This window comes from Streptomyces sp. NPDC039609, from assembly GCF_055596705.1.
In genome coordinates this window covers 503,703-522,285 of the sequence record NZ_JBVIUJ010000003.1, presented here as the reverse complement: position 1 = coordinate 522,285, position 18,583 = coordinate 503,703, and the positions used below count along the sequence as shown (strand labels likewise).

Sequence of the window (18,583 nt, the reverse complement as noted above, 5' to 3'; positions counted from 1 at the left end):
GACCTCAGCCCGAGGAGGCCACGGCATTGCGCCACACCGTCAGGTCCAGGGTCATGTACTTGCTGGGGGACTCCTCTGCCGAGAAGCCCCGGACCGTGACGAGGCCCATGTGCCCCGTGCCGGTCGTGACGCACACCTGACGCCCGGGCGACAGCAGCTTCACGTCGACGTTCTCGGTGAAGCGGGTGTCCGCGCGGCACACGGCGAGCGACCCCTCCTGGCCGGGGTCGAGCAGGACGAGGCTTCCGCCCGAGCTCTCGGCGTCCAGGTAGCCACCGGTGTCGTAGGAGAGTTCGTAGCCGCCGTCCTCGCCGTCCTGCGGCCGGACGTTCTCGTCCCCGAGGGTCAGGTGGTACCCGGCGGTGAGGTTGATGCCCTTGAAGTCGGAGGGCTTCGGCTCCGGCTTGGTGCTGGGCTTGGTGCTCGGCTTGGCGCCGGCGTCCGTGGTCGTGCCGCCCTGCCCGCCCTGCGAGGAGCTGCCGCCCTGCGTCGAACCGCTGCTCTTCGTCGCCTGATCCTTCTCCTTGAGCAGCATGTACGCCGTGCCACCCGCGGCGATGCCGAAGACCAGCGCGGCGGCGAGGGCGACGATCGGACCCCGCTTGCGCGGGGCCGCGGGCGGACGCGGCCCGGGCGGCACGGGCGCGCCGGGGAACCGGGGCGCCTGCGGGCCGTTGTGCGTCGGCGGGTAGGCGTATCCAGGCGCCGGCGTCGGTGCCGGGACCGGTCCCGTGGTGCCGGGAGCCGGGGTGGCGTGAGGCGCGGGGCCGTAGCCGGTGGGCGGAGGGGTGGCAGCAGGCCCTGTGGGGCTGTGGGCGGGGGCCGGAGCGGCGTGCGCGGTGGGGGTGTAGCCCGTGGGCGGCGGGGTGGCCGGTGCCGTGGGGATGTAGCCCGGAGGCGGCGGAGTCCGGTCGACGGCCGGGGCGGGAGCAGCCGCACGTACGGTGATGTCGGCGGCCACCGTGCCCGGCAGCCAGTCCTCGGGGCGTCGCAGCACGGTCTCGGCGTTCGCGGCCTGGCAGAGGCTGATGATCTCGGCGATCGACGGCCTCGCGGCGGGGTCCTTGGCGAGCGCACGGCCGACCAGCTCCCTCAACCGCTCGGGCACCGCGCTGAGATCGGGCTCCTGATGGACGATCCGGTACAGGACGCCGTGCGAGGTCCCCTCGCCGAACGCCGGCACCCCCGTCGCCGCGTACGCCGCGACCTGGCCGAGCGCGAAGATGTCGGTGGCCGGGGTGATGCGGCCGCCCTCCGCCTGCTCGGGAGCCATGAACGTCGGCGTGCCGATGGTGACGCCGCTGCCGGTGAGCGAGGTCGCGTCGGCGGCGTAGGCGATGCCGAAGTCGATGACGCGGGGACCGTCGGCGGCGAGCAGGACGTTCGACGGCTTGAGGTCGCGGTGCACGATGCCCGCGCCATGGATGACGTGCAGTGCCTCGGCCATACCGGCGACGAGCAGCAGGACCGTCTCGACGGGTAGCGCCCCGTGGGCGACGACGGCGTCGGCGAGCGAGGGCCCGGGCACGTACGCGGTCGCGAGCCAAGGCCGTTGGCCGTCGGTGTCGGCATCGATGACGGGCGCGGTGAACAGCCCCTGCACCCGCTGCGCCGACTTCACCTCCTGCGCGAACCGGCGCCGGAACTCTGGATCGTCACCGAACTCGGACCGGATCACCTTGATGGCGACCGGCCGACCGCCGGGCGTGTACGACAGGTACACCTTGCCCATGCCGCCGGCGCCGAGCCTCGCGGCCAGGCGGTAGCCCGCGACGGTGGTCGGGTCGTCCCCGGCCAGCGGCTGGAAGATCTGCGACGCGTCGCCGTGGCCGGGCTGCTGACCGCTCATCAACTCATGTCTCCCACACAGAACCCCGTTGTCGTCGGGCACCCTATCCAAACCGGTGCCGTCCATGCCCGTCGGTCCGCATGAGCCGTGGTCCCGGCAGCCCCGACCCTCGTTCCGGCGGGCTCATTCGTCCTCCGGTTCCTGCGTTTCGCGCAGGGCCGTGCGGACCGACCAGATCACCGACACCAGCGGCACGGCCACCACCGCGCCCACGATGCCCGCCGCGATCGTTCCCGCGATCACCGAGATCGCGACGACGAGGGGGTGCAGCCGTACTGCCCAGCTCATGACGAGCGGGTGCAGCAGATGTCCCTCGATCTGGCCGATGACGACGATCAGGCCGACCACGATCGCCGCCACCACCGGGCCCTTCGAGGCGAGCGCGACGATCGCGGCGACCGCGAGCGCGACCGGCGAACCGATCAGCGGGACGAAGGCGGCCATGAACTCCAGCAGGGCGAGCGGGACCGCCAGAGGGACCCCGAGAAGCCAGAGCGCGAGACCGACGAGGATCGCGTTCACCGCCGCCACCAGGACGATTCCGTGGGTGTAGCCGGTGAAGGTGCGCCACGCCGCGCGGCCGCCGATCGCGACGCGCCCCCGTACCGACCGCGGCAACTGAGTCTGGAGCCAGCTCCACTGACGGTCCCCGGAGTGGATGAAGAACACCGAGCAGAACAGCGCCAGGGCCAGTGTGGTGAGCACGGCCACCAGGTGATGCGCTCCGCTCAGCGCCCTGCTGATCAGGGTCGAGCGGTGGCTCGACAGATACTGCTCCAGCTTGGCCTGCACGTTCGAGAGGGCGTCCGGGTTCAGCCGGAACGGCGGCCGCTCCAGCCAGGACTCGATCCGTTCGACGCCGTCCCGGAACTCGCGTACCAGCGTCGTCCGCTCGCCCTCCACCGCCTCGCCGACCAGGGCGAGCACGCCGAGGACGAGTGCGATGCTGCCGAGGAGCGTGAGGGTGACCGCCAGCGGGCGGGGCAGCCCCCGGGCGACCAGATCCGCGACCGGGCGCAGCAGAGCGGTGATCACCAGACCGAGGAAGACCGCCACGCCGATCTCGTGGAAGCGCCCGAGCAGCGCGAACAGGCTGTACACCGCGGCTCCGACGACGAGCAGCCGCCATGCGTAGGCCGCGGCGGTGCGGAGGAACGGGACCACCGACGGTGGTGTGCCTTGCTGCATGGCCAACGACGTACCACCGGGGACGCGGCGGACCACGCCCGAGCCCCGACATTCGCCCGAGTTCGGGGCCCGGGGGGTCCGGACGGGCGAATACGCGGAGAACCCCCGACCCCGGCCTGTGTCGTCACGGCGGCTGTCGGCCCGTGCCGGTGAGTATCGAGGGATGGGCATCGTCCTGCCGGTCCTGTTCGCGGCGCTCGCCGCGTTCAGCAATGCGCTCGCCACGGTGCTTCAACGCCGAGCCGCGCTCACCGTCCCCCAGTCCGACTCCTTCCGGCCGGGACTGATCCTCGATCTGCTGCGGCGACCGCTGTGGCTGGCCGGCATCCTCGCGGTGATCGCGGCCGGGGTCGGGCAGGCGGCGGCCCTGGCGACCGGTCCGCTGTCGCTCGTACAGCCGCTGTTCGTGCTCGAACTGCCGCTCGCGCTGCTGATCGCCACGCTGATGACGCGGGAGCGGATGCCCAAGGCGCTCTGGCCGGCCGTGGCAGGAGTGGTGGGTGGGCTCGGGCTCGCACTCGTTGCGGCGTCACCCAGCGGGAACCGTACGCATGTGGAGCTGGAGCGCTGGATTCCCGCGCTCGTGGTGAGCTGCGTCGTGGTGGTGGTGCTCGCGGCGGCCGGTCTGCGCAAGCCGCCGGGACGCGCCCGCGCCGGATGCCTGGGTGCCGCCACGGCGATCTGTTACGCGCTCACCGCGGCCCTGATGAAGGCGGCCATGCACATCCTCGACGACGGGGGCTTGGGCGCGTTCCTGACGACCTGGCAGACGTACGCCTTCTGCGTGACCGGGATCGCCGCCCTGCTGCTGCTCGAACACGCCATGCAGGGCGGGCCGCTCGTCGCCTCGCAACCGGCGCTGACCCTGGGGGACGCCACGGTGAGTCTCATGCTGGGAGTGCTGCTGTACGAGGAGCATGTACGGGGCGGGTGGTGGCTCCTGCCGGAGATGCTCGGCGTCGGCCTGATCGTCTTCGGTGTGTTCGCGCTGGCACGGGGCGGGGTGAGCACGTCGTGACCACCTCGCGTCGCGGGCGCCGCCCGGGCTACAAGTCGGCGGCAGCGGTCTTCGCCATCGGCATGGCCGGCACGACGCTGCCCACACCGCTGTACGGGTTGTACCGCGAGGAGATCGGCTTCTCCGAGCTGATGGTGACGGTGCTCTTCGCCAGTTACGCCGTGGGCGTGATCGCCACCCTGCTGCTGGTCGGCAACTATTCGGACGAGGCGGGACGCCGCCCTGTCCTGTTCTGCGCGCTCGGCCTGGCCGCGGCGAGTGCGGGGTGCTTCCTCCTCGAGGGTGGTCTGCCGTTCCTCTTCGCCGGCCGGCTGCTGTCGGGATTCTCCGCCGGGCTGCTCAGCGGGGCGGGCACGGTCACCGTGCTGGAGCTGGCGAGACCGGAGCGGAAGTCACGCGCGGGCTTCGCCGCGACCGCCGCGAACATGGGCGGCCTCGGTTGCGGCCCTCTGCTGTCCGGACTGCTGGCCGAGTACGCTCCGATGCCGCTGACCCTGCCGTTCCTGACCCACCTCGGGCTGGTGTGCGTGGCCTGCGTCATCGTCCTGCTGCTGCCGGAGACGGTCGCCCACCCCCGCCTGCGGACCCGGCCCAGGCCGCCGGGTCTGTACGTACCGCCCGAGGTGCGCGGTGTCTTCGCTCCCTCGGCGCTCGCGGCCTTCGCCGGGTTCGCGCTCCTCGGCCTGTTCACCGCGGTGGCGCCGAGCTTCGTCTCCCAGACCCTTGACATCACCAACCTGGCCGTTTCGGGTGTCGTGGTCTTCTCGGTGTTCCTCGCCTCGACAGTGGGGCAGTCGTTGACGGGGAAGCTGCCGGTGAGTGCCGCGCTGCCGCTGGGCTGTCTCGTCCTGGTGGTCGGTCTTCTGCTCGTCGGCGCCTCCCTCTGGGCGGAGGCGCTGCCGCTTCTGGTGGCCGGCGCGGCCTGCGGCGGGCTCGGCCAGGGCCTCTCGTTCCGCGCCGCCCTCACCGCCGTGGGTGACGCGGCACCGCCCGCGCACCGGGCGGCGACGATCTCCTCGTTCTTCGTCGTCGCCTACACGGGCATCTCCCTGCCGGTGGTGGGTGTGGGCGCGTTGACGATGTGGGTGGGTCTGGACGCCGCCGGGCTGATCTTCACCGCCTGCGTCACGGTGCTCGCCGCGACGATCGGTGTCCATCTGGCACGGCGGAAGGTGTGATGTCGCGGTCAGGGCAGATCGATGTGGACGTTCGTCGACTTCACCCGCGCGGTGACGGTGACCCCGACGGCGAGATCGAGCTCCTCGACGGACTCCCGGGTCACGAGCGAGACCAGCCGATGTGGACCGGACTGGATCTCCACGAGCGCGGCCACGTCGTCGACCCGGACCGAGGTCACGATCCCCACGAACGAGTTGCGCACGGATGTGGAGACCTCGTCGCCCGCCACCGCGTACACCCCGGAGCCCCGCTCCTTGGCGAAGGCGGCCAGACTCACCCCGTCGATCACCCGGTTGCCCGCACCGTCCCGGTCCACACGCAACCGCCCACCGTCGGCCCACCGGCGAACGGTCTCAGAACTCACTCCGAGCAGCTGCGCTGCCTGCCCAATGCTGTACGACGGCACGGAGGGAACTCTAGGCCACCGCTCCGCTTCGAGGCGGTGCGGGAGGCCGTGCGCGGTCGTCCCCCGATCGCACCAACCGGGCGCCACCCGGAGTGCTCGGATCACCCCGTTCATGAAGGATGTGGGCAATGACGAACGCGGACACGAGCACGGATTCTCCGGCCGGCGGATCCCCACCCGTCGCCAAACTGACCCTCCTCACGCTGACCGCCATGGTCGTCGGATCCATGGTCGGCGCCGGGGTGTTCTCCCTGCCGAGCCGGTTCGCGCAGGAGACCGGGGTCGCGGGGGCGCTCATCGCCTGGGCGATCGCCGGTGTGGGCATGCTGATGCTCGCCTTCGTCTTCCAGACGCTCGCGGTGCGCCGACCGGACCTGGACGCGGGTGTGTACGCGTACGCGAAGGCGGGCTTCGGCGAGTACCTGGGCTTCTTCTCGGCCTTCGGCTACTGGGCGAGCGCGTGCGTCGGGAACGTGACGTACTGGGTTCTGATCATGTCGACGATCGGCGCGATCGCCCCCGCGCTCGGCGAGGGCGACACCGCCCTCTCGATCGTCCTCTCCTCCGTCGGCCTGTGGGCCTTCTTCTTCCTCATCCGGCGAGGCGTCAAGGAGGCGACGGCGATCAACAGGATCGTGACCGTCGCCAAACTCGTGCCCATCATCGTCTTCATCATCCTGGCGCTGTTCTACTTCGAACCGTCCGTGTTCGCGGACAACTTCGGCGGAGCCGACTACGCCGGCTCCCTCTTCAGCCAGGTCCGCGGGACGATGCTCGCCACCGTCTTCGTCTTCCTCGGGGTCGAGGGCGCCAGCGTCTACTCCCGGCACGCCAAGCGCCGGGAGGACGTCGGGAGGGCCACCGTCCTCGGCTTCCTCAGCGTCTTCGCGATCTTCGCCTCGGTCACCATCGTGTCGTACGGGATCCTCCCGATGGGCGAGATCGCCGAACTGCGCCAGCCCTCGATGGCCGGCGTCCTGGAGGCCGCGGTCGGCACCTGGGGCAAGGTCTTCGTCAGCGTCGGCCTCATCATCTCGGTGCTCGGCGCCTATCTCGCGTGGACCCTGATGGCCGCCGAGGTGCTCTTCGTCGCCGCCAAGGACAAGGACATGCCGCGCTTCCTCGGGCGCTCCATCGGCGACGACGTACCCGCGCCCGCGCTGCTGATGACCACCTCCCTCAGCCAGGTCGTGCTTGTCGTCACCGCCTTCTCCGACGACGCCTTCAACTTCGCCCTCGACCTGACCAGCGCGCTCAGCCTCATTCCGTTCCTGCTGGCCGCCGCGTTCGCCGTGAAGATCGCGCTGCTGCCGCAGCGGGAGAAGGTCACGGGGCGGAGCACGCGGTGGGAACTCGTCGTGGCCGTCCTGGCCACGGTCTACACGGCCTTCCTCCTCTTCGCGGCCGGGCTCAAGTTCGTCCTCGTCTCCTTCATCATCTACGCGCCGTCCACCTTCCTGTTCGTCAAGGCACGGCGCGAACAGAACCGGCGCCCGTTCTCTCCGGCCGAGGCCGTCCTCTGTGCCGTCTCCGTCGTCGGTGCCGGCATCGGCATCGCCGCGCTCGCCGTCGGCTGGATCGAGCTCTGACCGGTCGACCCATTCACGTACCCGCACTCGCAGCTTCCTCCGGAAAGGCGCACGCACCATGACGGGCAACGACACCACCCCCTCCCCGCGCAGCCTCGGAGTCCACTCCGAGGTGGGAAGGCTCCGCAAGGTCCTGGTCTGTTCGCCCGGCCTCGCCCACCGCCGGCTGACTCCGACCAACGCCGACGATCTCCTCTTCGACGACGTGATGTGGGTGGAGAACGCCCAGCGCGACCACGCCGACTTCGTCAACAAGCTGACCCAGCGCGGTGTCGAGGTCGTCGAACTGCACAACCTGCTCACCCAGACCATGGCGATCCCCGAGGCGAAGGCCTGGCTGCTCGACCGGAAGATCGTCGCGAACGAGGTGGGCCTCGGCCTCCTCGACGACACCCGTGCCTTCCTCGACTCCCTCGCCCCGCGCCGGCTGGCCGAGTACCTCGTCGGGGGCCTGTCGACCACCGATCTCCCGGACGACTTCCGCTCGGGCTATGTCGCTCTCGCCCGCGAGGCGACCGGCGTACGCGAGTACCTGATGCCGCCGCTGCCCAACACCCTCTACACCCGCGACACCACCTGCTGGCTGTACGGCGGTGTCACCCTGAACCCCCTGTACTGGCCCGCGCGCCACGGCGAAACCCTCCTGATGAAGGCCGTCTACACCTTCCACCCCGACTTCAAGGACGCCACCGTCTGGTGGGGCGACCCGGAACAGGACTGGGGCCAGGCCACCTTCGAGGGCGGCGACATCATGCCCGTCGGCAACGGCGTCGTCCTCATGGGCATGAGCGAACGCACCTCACGCCACGCCATCACCCAGGTCGCCGCCTCCCTCTTCGCCCACGGCGCCGCCGCACAGGTCGTCGTCGCCGGAATGCCGAAGCTGCGCTCCGCGATGCACCTCGACACCGTCTTCACCTTCGCCGACCGCGACATCGTCACCCTCCACCCGAAGATCATGGACGCGGTCCACACCTTCTCCCTGCGGCCCGGCGACAAGGCCCCCGGCGTCGAGGTCACCGACGAGGGCACCACGCCCTTCGTCGAGGTCGTCGCCAAGGCCCTCGGCCTGCCCGGGCTCCGGGTGATCGAGACCGGCGGCGACGTGTACGCCTCCGAGCGCCAGCAGTGGGACAGCGGCAACAACGCCGTCGCCCTCGAACCCGGCGTCGTCTTCACCTACGACCGCAACACCCAGACCAACACGCTGCTGCGCAAGGCGGGCGTCGAGGTCATCACGATCGTCGGCGCGGAACTCGGCCGGGGACGCGGTGGCGGGCACTGCATGACCTGCCCCCTGATCCGTGACGCCGTCGACTTCTGACGCGCCGGGGCCCGCCTCCGTGACGGGGCGGGGCCCGTCTCCATGACGGGGCGGGGCCCGGCGCGTCCTCATGACGTCTTCCGGAGGCGGGTGACCGCTACTGGGGGCCGGCGAGCTGCTCGGCCAGTTCCTTCTCGTCCGCGTCGCTCAGCGAGGTCTTCAGGACCGTGCCGCCGTGCGGCTGCATGGCCACCGTGAACTTGTCGTCCGTGAGCTTCGACGTCATGATCACCACGGCCGCCGAACCCGGCTTGAGCAGGTTCTGCACCTGCTGCCGGAACTGGTCGTCGAGACCGGACTTGCTGAGCTTGCCGATCAGCCCGCCGACCGCCGCGCCGGTCAGCAGTCCGACCCCGGGCAGCAGGAACAGCAGGCCGAAGATCGCGCCCCACACCGCTCCGGACGTGACCGACGCGCCCACGATGCGGCTCGTCGTGTCCACGTGCGTATCGCCGTCCGCATCGACGGAGACCACCGCCAGGCCGTTCAGATGGACCACGTAGTCGCGCTGGAGGTCCTGGACCGTCGCGAAGGCGTCCCTGGCCACCGCCGGGTCGTCGTATCCGATGACGATGAGCTCAGACACTCGTGCCTCCAAGGGAAAGGCCAATGGGAAGAACGATATGTCCGAATCAGGGGAGTGGCATGTCGTACGCTCCCGGTCAGCGCAGTTGGCGGCGGACCAGCTCGTGGAAGAGGCCGCCCGTGTCGGCGAGCAGTTCGGCGGGGGTGCCCTGCTGGACGATCCGGCCGTCCGCCATGGCGACCACACGGTCGGCGTCCATGATCGTGGAGAGCCGGTGGGCGATCACGACACGAGTCGCCTTCAGGGCGCGGGTGGACTCGATCACCACCCGCTGGGCCTCGTTGTCCAGCGCGCTGGTGGCCTCGTCGAAGAAGAGGACGCGCGGCCTGCGGATGAGGGCCTGGGCGATCATCAGCCGCTGACGCTGTCCGCCCGAGATCGTGCCCCCGCCGTCGGACAGCATGGTGTGCATCCCCATCGGCATGGCCTTGATGTCCTCGGCCAGACCCGCCATCGTGGCCGCCGCCCACACGTCCTCGAGCGGAAACGGCTCCGTGCCGCAGATGCAGTCGAGGATCGAGCCCGAGAAGGGCTGGGCGTTCTGCAGGACGACACCGCACTGGCGGCGCACGGCCGCCTGGTCGAGCGCCGCCAGGTCCTGACCGTCATACCGCACGCTGCCGGACATCGGCTTGTCGAAGCCGATGAGCAGCCGCAGGAGCGTCGACTTGCCGCAGCCGCTCGCCCCGACGACGGCGACGAACTCGCCCGGCCGCACCTGGAAACTGACGTCGTCGAGGACGAGGGGGCCGTCGTCCGAGTACCGGTAGGAGAGGTTCTGGGCCTCCATGGCGCCGCTCAGCTCGCCCGGCGGGGTGCTGGAGCCCCGTACCTCGGGGGCCTCCCGGAAGACCGGCTTGACCTGCTCGAACATCGGCTGGACGGCGGCGGCCGACAGGAGCGCGCCGGTCAGCTGCGTGACCGAGGACAGCATCATCGTCACGGCGGTGCTGAAGGTGAGGAACTCGCTCGCGGACATGGAGCCCCGGGCCGGTCCGGCCAGCAGCATGAACATCACGAGGGTGCACAGCGGCAGACAGACCGCGTTGAGGACGGTGACGACGTTCTTCAGACGGCCGACCTTCTGCTGCAGCTCACGGGTGCGGGCGAACTCGTCGGCCCACGCGGCGTAGGCGAAGCTCTCGGCCCCGGCCACGCGCAGCTTGGGCAGGCCGCGCAGGGTCTGGAACGCCTGGTTGTTGAGCTTGTTGCCGATCTTGATCAGCTGCCGCTGGTAGCGCAGCTGCCACAACCCCAGGCTCAGGAACACGGCCGCGATGACGAGCAGCATGGCGAGCGCGGCCAGCGCGAGCGGCACGCTGTAGACGAGCAGCAGCACCAGGTTCATCGTGCCGACGGTGCCCGCCTGGACGACGACCGGGCCGATGCCGGAGAGTACCCGGCGGATGGCGCTGATGCCCATCGCCGCACTGGCCAGTTCACCGGTGGAACGGCCCGCGAAGAACCTCGTCGGCAGCCGCAGCAGCCGGTCCCACACCGCGGGCTGCAAGGTGGCCTCGATCCGGCCCTCCATCCGCAGGATGGAGACGTTCTGCATCAGCATGAACGCGGCGGACACGACGCTGGTGGCGAGGATCGCCAGCGCGGTCTGCACGATCAGGCCGTTCTCGGCGTTGGGTACGTACTCGCCGAGCACCTTGCCGGTGGCGATGGGCACCAGCGACCCCAGGCCGACCGCGACGAGCCCGCCCAGCAGGACACTCCGCAGCTCCGTGCGGGTGCCCCGCACACTGAAGCGCAGGAGCGACGGCAGGCCCAGCGGCCTGTCGGGCAAGGGGCGGTACAGCATGACGGCGCGCGCTTCGAAGTACTCCTCGTTGTCCTTGCCGATGCGCTCCCGCTCGCCGGTGGCCGGGTCGACGGCCTCGTACCGGCCGCGCCGCCAGAGCAGGGCGACCGGGGTCGCGTCCTCCTCGCGGTAGCCGACCAGGGGTCCGCCGTACTCCCGCCACCACGTGCCGCTGAGCCTGATGACACGGGTGCGGATCCGCGAGGCGAGCGCGATGCGCTCGACCGGGTCGAGACGGGCGGAGACGGCGCCCGCCTCGGTCGGTTCGGACAGGGTGATACGTGCTTCGTCGGCGACCAGCCGGCAGACCGCGTAGGTCGCGTCGTCGCCGCCACGGCCGCGCGCGCCCTTGCCGGAGGCGCCGCCGGAGCGGCCGATGGAGTCGAGGAGCGCCTGGTCCGCCTGCGTGCGGGCGGCCTCGCCGGCCTGGATGCCTGCCGCCGTACGGTCCTCGTGGGCGCGTTCGAGCTGCTCGATCCAGGTGTCCAGGGCGTACAGCAGCCGGTACTGCTGGTCGACCATGCCGTGCCACATCGCCTGGTCGACGAGCAGGGTGCCGGCAGAATCCTCCCCGTACCCGCCGTAGCCCTCATACGCCGCGCCGTACTGCACGCTGCCGGGGACGATCTGCATCCAGAGGATGTCGTCGTCCGCCCCGACCTGGCCGGCGGGCGTGGCGGGGCCGCCCAGCGGTGCCTGGTACAGCACGCGCAGACCACGGCCGATACCGAGCGCGAAGGCATGCTCCAGCGGGCTCAACCGGGGCTCGACGGCGCCGTACTGGGTCTGCTCGCCGGACCATTGGTTCGCCGCCCACTGGCCGGCGGGGAACGACAGCTCCCTCAGCTCGACACGGCGCAGCAGGCAGCCTTGCAGGGGGCGGCCGATCAGGGTGTGCTCGGGGCCTTCGACGGGACCGAGCAGCAGGGTGCCCGCCTCCAGTCGGCCGAGGAAGTGCCAGGGGCCGAGCTGGGCGCTGTCGACGGCGAACAGGTCCATGGCGCCGTCGACGACGAGCCACAGCACGTGCGGGCCTTCGAGGGAGATGCTGCGCATCCCGGCGCAGTCGACCGCTGAGCCCAGCCCGCCGAGCGCCGCGACGACCGGGTCGTGCACGAAGCCGGCGTGTCGCCCGTCGGTGACGACCGCCGGTTGCCGGCCGGTGGCTGCCGCGTCCTGACCGCCGGCCACCGCGTCCTGACCGTGCCCGTGCACCGCGGTGTGGGCGTCGTGGACCGTGGGCTGGTGAGGGAACGTCACCTCAGTGCTCCTTGACCAGTTCGGCGTACGGGCCCTGCGCCGCGACCAGATACTCGTGCCGTCCGCGCTCCACGACCGTGCCCCGGTCGAGCACGACGATCTCGTCGCTGTCGCGCACCGTGCTCAGCCGGTGCGCGATGACCACGCAGGCGCAGCCGCGGCGGCGCAGGTTGTCGATGATGAGCTGCTCGGTCGCCGCGTCGAGGGCGCTGGTCACCTCGTCGAGGACCATGATGCTCGGCCGGCGCACCAGCGCCCTGGCGATCTCCAGACGCTGGCGCTGACCGCCGGAGAAGTTGCGGCCGTCCTGCTCCACACGGCTGTGGATGCCGCCGGGACGGCGGGCGACCACGTCGTACACGGCGGCGTCCTCCAGGGCGGCCACCACGGCCTCGTCCGGGACGGAGGGGTCCCACAGCGCGACGTTGTCGCGGACGGTGCCCTCGAAGAGGAAGACGTCCTGGTCCACGAAGGAGACCGAGGCGGCCAGCGCGCTGCGCGGGATGTCCTCCAGCCGCATCCCGTCGATGCGGATGGCGCCCTCCCAGGGCGCGTAGAGGCCGGAGATCAGCCGGGAGACGGTGGACTTGCCGCTTCCGGAGCCGCCGACCAGCGCGACCTGCTGCCCGGGGCCGACCGAGAGCGAGAAGCCCTTCAACAGCGGGGCGTCCAGCGGGCTGTAGCCGAAGGTGATGTCGTCCAGCTCCACATGGCCCTTGAGCCGGCGGGTCCGGGCGGCGGGCTCGCGTCGCGTGTAGACCGGATCGACGGGGAAGTTCTCCACGTCCTTGAGACGGGCGACGTCGGCGGCGAAGTCCTGGATCCGGCCGGCCACGCCGTTGAGACGGGTGATCGGCGCGGTGAAGCTGGTCACCAGGGCCTGGAAGGCGACGAGCAGACCGACGGAGAGATGGCCCTCCACCGCCCGCAGTCCGCCGATCATCAGGATCAGCGCGCTGTTGAGCGCGGCCAGGGTCGGGGCGACGACCGCCAGCCACGCGCTGGGCATGCCGAGCCGCTGCTGGACGTCGAGCGTGATCGCGTGCTGCCCGGCCCAGCGGCGGAAGAAGCCGTTCTCGCCGCCGGTCGCCTTCATCGTCTCGATGAGCTGGAGACCGCTGTACGAGGTGTTGGTCAGCCGGGCGCTCTCGGCGCGCAGCTTCTGGGTGTTGGTGGCCCGCAGGTGGATCACGACCCGCATGGCCACGACGTTGAGCAGGGCGATCAGCACGCCGACGACCGTGAGCTGCGGGTCGTACGTCCACAGCAGCACCGCGTAGAGCATCACGACGACGGCGTCCACGCCCGCCGCGGCCAGGTCGCGCGCGAGGGTCTCGGCGACCGCGTCGTTGGACTGCAGACGCTGCACCAGGTCGGCCGGGTTGCGCTGGGAGTAGAAGCTGATGGGAAGTCTGAGCAGGTGCCGCAGGAAGCGGGCGCTGCCCAGGGTCGAGGAGATGATCCGCCCGCGCAGCAGATTGGCCTGCTGCACCGCGGTGAGCGTCGCGGTGAGGACGAGGGTGGTCGCCATCGCCACGAAGAGGACGCCCAGCAGGGAGGTCTGGCTCCCGATGAGGAACATGTCGATGTACGTACGGCTCAGCGCGGGCACCCAGGCACCGACGGCCACCAGCAGGAGGCTGGAGATCACGGCGGCGGCCATCGTGCCGGCCGTGCCGCGCAGGCGGGCGGGCATGGCGCTCATGACGCCCGGCTTGCGCCCGCCGCGGCGGAAGCCGGCGCCGGGTTCGAAGGTGAGCACGATGCCGGTGAAGCTGGTGTCGAACTCGTCCATGGGGACGAACCGGCGGCCCTTGCCGGGGTCGTTGACGAACACGCCCCTGCGGCCGAAGCGCCGGCCCATGCCGTCGTAGACGACGTAGTGGTTGAACTCCCAGAAGAGGATCGCCGGGGCACTGACCTCGGCCAGCGCGGCCAGGTCCATCTGCATCCCCTTGGCCTGGAGACCGTAACCGCGCGCCGCCTTCAGGAGGTTGCTCGCCCGGGAGCCGTCGCGGGAGACGCCGCAGGCGATGCGCAGCTCCTCCAGCGGCACGAAGCGGGAGAAGTGGCCGAGCACCATGGCGAGGGCGGCGGCGCCGCACTCCACGGCCTCCATCTGGAGCACGGTGGGGGTACGGACGGTCCGGGGCTTCCTGCCCTTGGGGGCGGGACGGCGACGCCGCTCGGCGGGCGGGAGCCGACGGGCCGAGGAGCGGGACCTCGAGCGGGCGCGGCTCCCGGCGGACTCCTGGGACGCCTCCCTGCGGGCGCTCACGGCAGCAGCCAGTCGACGGGGCGCTGCGCGGAGAGATGGACGGCGCCGGTGACCGGCGTACCGGAGTCGACGGCGTTCGGGGGTCCGTCCGTGGAGGACCAGGTGTAGCCGGACTTGGTGGCGGTGGAGCGTTCCAGTGTCACGAGCACCGCGATCGGGTTGCCCTGCCGGGAGAACTGTGCGGCGAGTCCGCTGTCGCCGAGGAAGTTGCCGATCTGCGCCTGCGTCTGGGGTGCGCGGCCCACCGCCTTGACACGGCCGCGCAGCACTCCGAACCGGCTTCGGGGGGCGGACTGGACGCTCAGGTCGACCGAGGCGCCCACCTGGATCGTCGACGCGCTGTCGCCGGGCATGTAGAGCATCGCCACCAGCGGATCGTCGGGACGCGTCACCCGCTCCACCGTCGCCACGTCGGCGCCGGTGGTGACGACCGAACCCATCCTGGCGAACAGGGTGGTCACCCGGCCGTCGGCGACCGCGCGCACCGGCCGGTCGCCCTGCTCCGTACGGACGGTGAGGAGCGCCGTCCCGGCGGACACGGACGTGCCCTCCTCGACGAGGACGGCGGTCACCTGTCCGGCGACGGGGCTCTGCAGCAGGTAACTGCCCTCGGCGCGGGTGAGGATGCCGGGCGCGCTCTGCTTGGACGACACCGTGCCGGTGAGCGCCCAGAAACTCGCGATCGCCATGACGACGACCGTGACGGCCAGCACGAGGCGGCCCTGCGGGCGCGCGAAGCGTACGGGGACGTCGAGTTCTTCGGGCGATTGCAGCTTGGAAAGTGCCTTTTGGCGGAACTGCACGGACTATTCCTTCAACTGCATTTGCTTCGGTTCGGCACGGGGGAGGCCATGAACCCCGGAACCGGGCAGGTTCCGGGGTTCATGGGCGATATTCCGCTCAGAGACCGGCGAGACCGGTGACGGCGGAGGCGTTCACCGAAAGGCCGGTGACGTTGGAGGCCAGGCCGGGGACGCCGGCGACGAGGCCCTCGACACCCTGAACGGTCTGGAGGGAGGTGACGGCGCCGAGGACGTTGGTGACGTCGCTGGTCGCAGCGCCGGCGACGCCGCCGGAGATGCTGACGAGACCGCCGGAAACGGCGTCCAGCTCGGTGTCGGCGATCTCGCGGGTCTCAAGGTCGTTACGCATGATGCGCACCCTTCATTTGTTGGGGGGAATCCATTCCTGCGGCCATTCAGCAGGCCGAAACCGGCCGTACTTCACGACTGCCGCAGCGCGGTGATCCAAGCACGCGAACGGGCTACCCGGCCAATTCTGTTGACGCCCTCACGTACGCGGTTGTGTACCTCGGACAGCAGCCGTGCAGCTAATTTCACGGAACGGTGACACCTTCTCCGCAGGAACGAGTAACAGATCCGGGCGACCCTTCGCGTGCCGGGTATCAATCGGACGGAGCCGGACCACACGGGCGGGATCCACCGGTGGGATCGAGGAGCAATGAAGGGGGCGCATCCAGGTCACGCGCACGATGTGCAGGTTTTCGACAGGTGCGATGACTTGATGGAGAGGGTGCGCCCACCGCGATACCCGCCCCGGGGCTTCCGGTGGCCCCGATGCCTACCCGATGTCGACGACACGTGCCCAGTCGGGCGGCGAGTCGGGGACGTAGTCGGGATCGTCCTCGTCCCACGAACGGTGCAACCGTCTCGGGAACAGCCCCACCACCGTCCGGCACGGAGGCCGAGTCTCCGGCCACGGTGTCTGGCCATCGGTCAGGACCACGACCACATCGGGCGCCGGCCGCGCCTTGAGCGCCCTGGCGAAGCCCGTCCGCAGATCCGTACCCCCACCGCCCATCAGCGGGATTCCCTCGGCGCTGCACAGCGGGTGCACGAAGTCGGCCGCCGCGTCGCACGGCAGCACGCTGACGAGGTCCCGACGGCCGCCCACGGCACGGGAGATGGCGGCGACCTCGAGGAGCGCACTGCCCAGCTCGGCGTCGCTGACGGAGCCGGAGGTGTCGATGACCACGGACACCCGGGGCGGCATCCGTCGCAGGCTCGGCAGCACCACGCCCGGCAGCCCGGCCGACCGCCGGGCCGGCCGGCCGTACGTGTAGTCCTCTCCGGCGCCGGAGGCGGACGCCGCCGAGCGGATGGCCGCCCCCAGCAGGTCTCGCCACGGCTGCGGAGGATGGAACGCCTCCTCCGCCCACCTCTGCCACGCCTTCGAGGCGTTTCCCGGACGGCCGGTGATGCCTTGCGCCACCCGGAACCGGACCGCGTCCCGCTCCTGCGCACTGAGCCCTTGCGCGCCGTCCGGCCCGAGTTCCCACTCCCTGTCGAGACCGTCGGCGCCGCTGCCGCAGTCCAGCCAGGCATGCTCCAGCGTTCGCGCCCCGAGGGAGAACTGGCCCAGATAGTCCTCCATGAGCTGTCCGGGATCGAGCCCCAACGTCCCGGGCATGACGGCGCCTTCGGGCCGGACCAGACCGTCGCCGAACACGTCGTCGTTGATCTCGCAGTCCGCGGCGATGTTCATCCGCAGCCGCTCCCCGGGGCCCGTCAGTCCCTGCGCCCGCGCGACCCGGTCCCCGCGCCCGTGATGGTCGCGCAGCAGATGCGAGACCTCGTGGACCCATACCCCGGCCAGTTCCTCCACGGGGGTACGGTCGACGAACGCCGGTGAGACGTAGCACCGCCAGTACCGGTCGACGGCCATCGTCGGCACTCGCGTCGACTCCACGGTGTGCAGGGCGAACAGCGCCGTCGCCAGATAGGGCCGCGCCCGCGCGGCCTGGAGCCGGGCGGCGAACAGCTTCTCGCGGTCCAGGGCCCTCTCCGCCCCGGATGCGCCCGCGCTCAACGGCCGGCCTGTGTGGCGAGCGCGGCCCGGGCCCCCGCCCGGTCGGCGCGCCGGGACAGGGACACCGCTCCGGCGAGCCGTTCGATCGACTCCGGTACGTCCCACTCCTCCTGGCGCAGCGAGGCGAGAGTGGTCGCGGGAACGACCACCAGGTCAGGGGCTCCGGTCTCCATCGCCCGCACCAGGAGCGCCCACGCCGCGTCCCAGCGGGTCTTATCCGGGCGGGTGCGGACCGCGGCGACCACGCCGTCGAGCACGGCCTGCCGGAGATCTCCGCGCTCGGGCAGGACGGCGCTCTCCGGGTCGACGAGCAGCGTCTCGGGATCCGGGAGGTCCAGCCGGTCCAGACTCGCGAGCAGTTCCAGGCCCGGACCGTCGCCGACGGTTCCTCTGACCAGCATGGACAGCACATCCCGTGAGGAGCCGGCCGTGGTGGCGAAAGCGATCAGATGCAGCGTCATCTCCCAGCTGCGCGGCGACGGCCAGGGTCCGCCCCTGCGGGTCTCGTTGCTGGGCAACAAGTGGACGAGCTTGGGGCGGGCGGCGAGCAGCTCGCACACGGCGCGGCGGGCGAAGGCCACGGCCTCCGGCATCTTCGCCGCGTCGAGCCGGGGAAGCGTCGCCCTGGGCCAGGTCCCCCCGAGCCCGCGGACGACGACCTCGTGGTCGTGGACCCACTGAAGATGGACGAAGCGGTTGGCCAGGGGCGGGCTCAGCTCCCAGCCGTCCGCCGCCGATGCCCGCGGATTGGCGGCGGCCACGATGCGTACCCCGGGAGGCAGCCGCAGGGCCCCGATGCGCCGTTCGAGGACGAGGCGGAGCAGGGCGGCCTGCACGGCCGGTGGGGCGGTGGACAGTTCGTCGAGGAACAGCAGCCCTCGGCCGGCCCGTACGAGTCGTACGGCCCAGTCCGGCGGGGCCATCGGAACACCGTGTTCCGCCGGATCGTCGCCGATGATCGGCAGGCCGGCGAAGTCCGACGGCTCGTGCACGCTGGCGATCACGGTGGTCAGCGGCAGGTCGAGGGTCTCCGCGAGCTGGGTGAGGGCCGCGGTCTTGCCGATCCCCGGCTCACCCCACAGAAGCACGGGCAGGTCGGCGGCGACGGCCAGGGTGAGGGCCTCCAGCTGGGGGTCGGGGCGCGGTTCGGTGGTGGTGTCGCGCAGAAGGGTCAGCAGGTCGCCGGCGACGTCGAGTTGGGACGGGGCGTATGAAGGCATGGGTGATCACCTGAGGGCTCGTCGTGAAGAAGGAAGGAGTGCGGGGA

General features: G+C 71.1%; 14 protein-coding genes. 4 read left to right on the top strand and 10 right to left on the bottom strand.

Annotated features, from left to right (window positions below; translation table 11 throughout):
• Positions 1 to 4: 4 nt before the first annotated feature.
• Together ACZ561_RS11380 and ACZ561_RS11375 are read right to left on the bottom strand one after the other, a co-directional pair.
• Positions 5 to 1,849 carry a serine/threonine-protein kinase gene (locus tag ACZ561_RS11380; protein ID WP_470992494.1) on the bottom strand — a complete coding sequence of 615 codons (1,845 nt, stop codon included), beginning with the start codon at positions 1,847 to 1,849 and terminating at the stop codon, positions 5 to 7.
• Between the two features lie 123 nt (positions 1,850 to 1,972).
• Positions 1,973 to 3,037, bottom strand: a complete 1,065-nt coding sequence (locus ACZ561_RS11375) for an AI-2E family transporter (RefSeq protein WP_470992492.1) — start codon at positions 3,035 to 3,037, stop codon at positions 1,973 to 1,975.
• Between the two features lie 163 nt (positions 3,038 to 3,200).
• Between ACZ561_RS11375 and ACZ561_RS11370 the strand changes: the two genes are divergently transcribed.
• Together ACZ561_RS11370 and ACZ561_RS11365 are read left to right on the top strand one after the other, a co-directional pair.
• Positions 3,201 to 4,055 (top strand): DMT family transporter, encoded by an 855-nt coding sequence (locus ACZ561_RS11370; RefSeq protein ID WP_470992490.1) that lies wholly within the window; start codon positions 3,201 to 3,203, stop codon positions 4,053 to 4,055.
• Entirely contained in the window at positions 4,052 to 5,233 is a 1,182-nt protein-coding gene (locus tag ACZ561_RS11365) for an MFS transporter (protein WP_470992488.1), read from the top strand. The genes ACZ561_RS11370 and ACZ561_RS11365 overlap by 4 nt, the downstream gene beginning before the upstream one ends.
• Positions 5,234 to 5,241: 8 nt before the next feature.
• Here ACZ561_RS11365 and ACZ561_RS11360 read toward each other — a convergent pair whose 3' ends face one another.
• A complete protein-coding gene (locus ACZ561_RS11360; protein WP_470992487.1) occupies positions 5,242 to 5,640 on the bottom strand; it encodes a TOBE domain-containing protein in 399 nt (132 codons plus the stop codon).
• A gap of 128 nt (positions 5,641 to 5,768) precedes the next feature.
• On the opposite strand from ACZ561_RS11360, the gene ACZ561_RS11355 reads away from it, so the two are divergent.
• Positions 5,769 to 7,229 carry a basic amino acid/polyamine antiporter gene (locus ACZ561_RS11355; protein ID WP_470992485.1) on the top strand — a complete coding sequence of 487 codons (1,461 nt, stop codon included), beginning with the start codon at positions 5,769 to 5,771 and terminating at the stop codon, positions 7,227 to 7,229.
• Positions 7,230 to 7,287: 58 nt separating this feature from the next.
• Positions 7,288 to 8,553, top strand: coding sequence for an arginine deiminase (locus tag ACZ561_RS11350; protein WP_470992483.1), 1,266 nt, complete (start codon positions 7,288 to 7,290; stop codon positions 8,551 to 8,553).
• Positions 8,554 to 8,650: 97 nt separating this feature from the next.
• Here the strand turns inward: ACZ561_RS11350 and ACZ561_RS11345 are convergent, their stop codons facing one another.
• From ACZ561_RS11345 to ACZ561_RS11315, 7 genes are all read right to left on the bottom strand, one after another.
• On the bottom strand, positions 8,651 to 9,139 hold the full coding sequence (locus ACZ561_RS11345; RefSeq protein ID WP_470992481.1) for a DUF1269 domain-containing protein: 489 nt from the start codon (positions 9,137 to 9,139) through the stop codon (positions 8,651 to 8,653).
• Between the two features lie 76 nt (positions 9,140 to 9,215).
• Complete coding sequence (locus ACZ561_RS11340) at positions 9,216 to 12,065, bottom strand: NHLP bacteriocin export ABC transporter permease/ATPase subunit (RefSeq protein WP_470992995.1); 2,850 nt, start codon at positions 12,063 to 12,065, stop codon at positions 9,216 to 9,218.
• A gap of 145 nt (positions 12,066 to 12,210) precedes the next feature.
• The gene (locus tag ACZ561_RS11335; RefSeq protein ID WP_470992479.1) at positions 12,211 to 14,487 is read right to left on the bottom strand and encodes an NHLP family bacteriocin export ABC transporter peptidase/permease/ATPase subunit; all 2,277 of its coding nucleotides are present in this window, start codon (positions 14,485 to 14,487) and stop codon (positions 12,211 to 12,213) included.
• The gene (locus ACZ561_RS11330) at positions 14,484 to 15,290 is read right to left on the bottom strand and encodes a biotin/lipoyl-containing protein (protein ID WP_470992477.1); all 807 of its coding nucleotides are present in this window, start codon (positions 15,288 to 15,290) and stop codon (positions 14,484 to 14,486) included. Before ACZ561_RS11330 ends, ACZ561_RS11335 begins: the two co-directional genes overlap by 4 nt.
• A 97-nt stretch (positions 15,291 to 15,387) precedes the next feature.
• On the bottom strand, positions 15,388 to 15,639 hold the full coding sequence (locus tag ACZ561_RS11325; RefSeq protein ID WP_376432286.1) for a hypothetical protein: 252 nt from the start codon (positions 15,637 to 15,639) through the stop codon (positions 15,388 to 15,390).
• 429 nt (positions 15,640 to 16,068) lie between these two features.
• Positions 16,069 to 17,316: a vWA domain-containing protein gene (locus tag ACZ561_RS11320; protein ID WP_470992475.1), complete on the bottom strand. Its 1,248-nt coding sequence runs from the start codon at positions 17,314 to 17,316 to the stop codon at positions 16,069 to 16,071.
• The gene (locus tag ACZ561_RS11315; protein ID WP_470992473.1) at positions 17,313 to 18,536 is read right to left on the bottom strand and encodes an AAA family ATPase; all 1,224 of its coding nucleotides are present in this window, start codon (positions 18,534 to 18,536) and stop codon (positions 17,313 to 17,315) included. The genes ACZ561_RS11320 and ACZ561_RS11315 overlap by 4 nt, the downstream gene beginning before the upstream one ends.
• Positions 18,537 to 18,583: the final 47 nt, after the last annotated feature.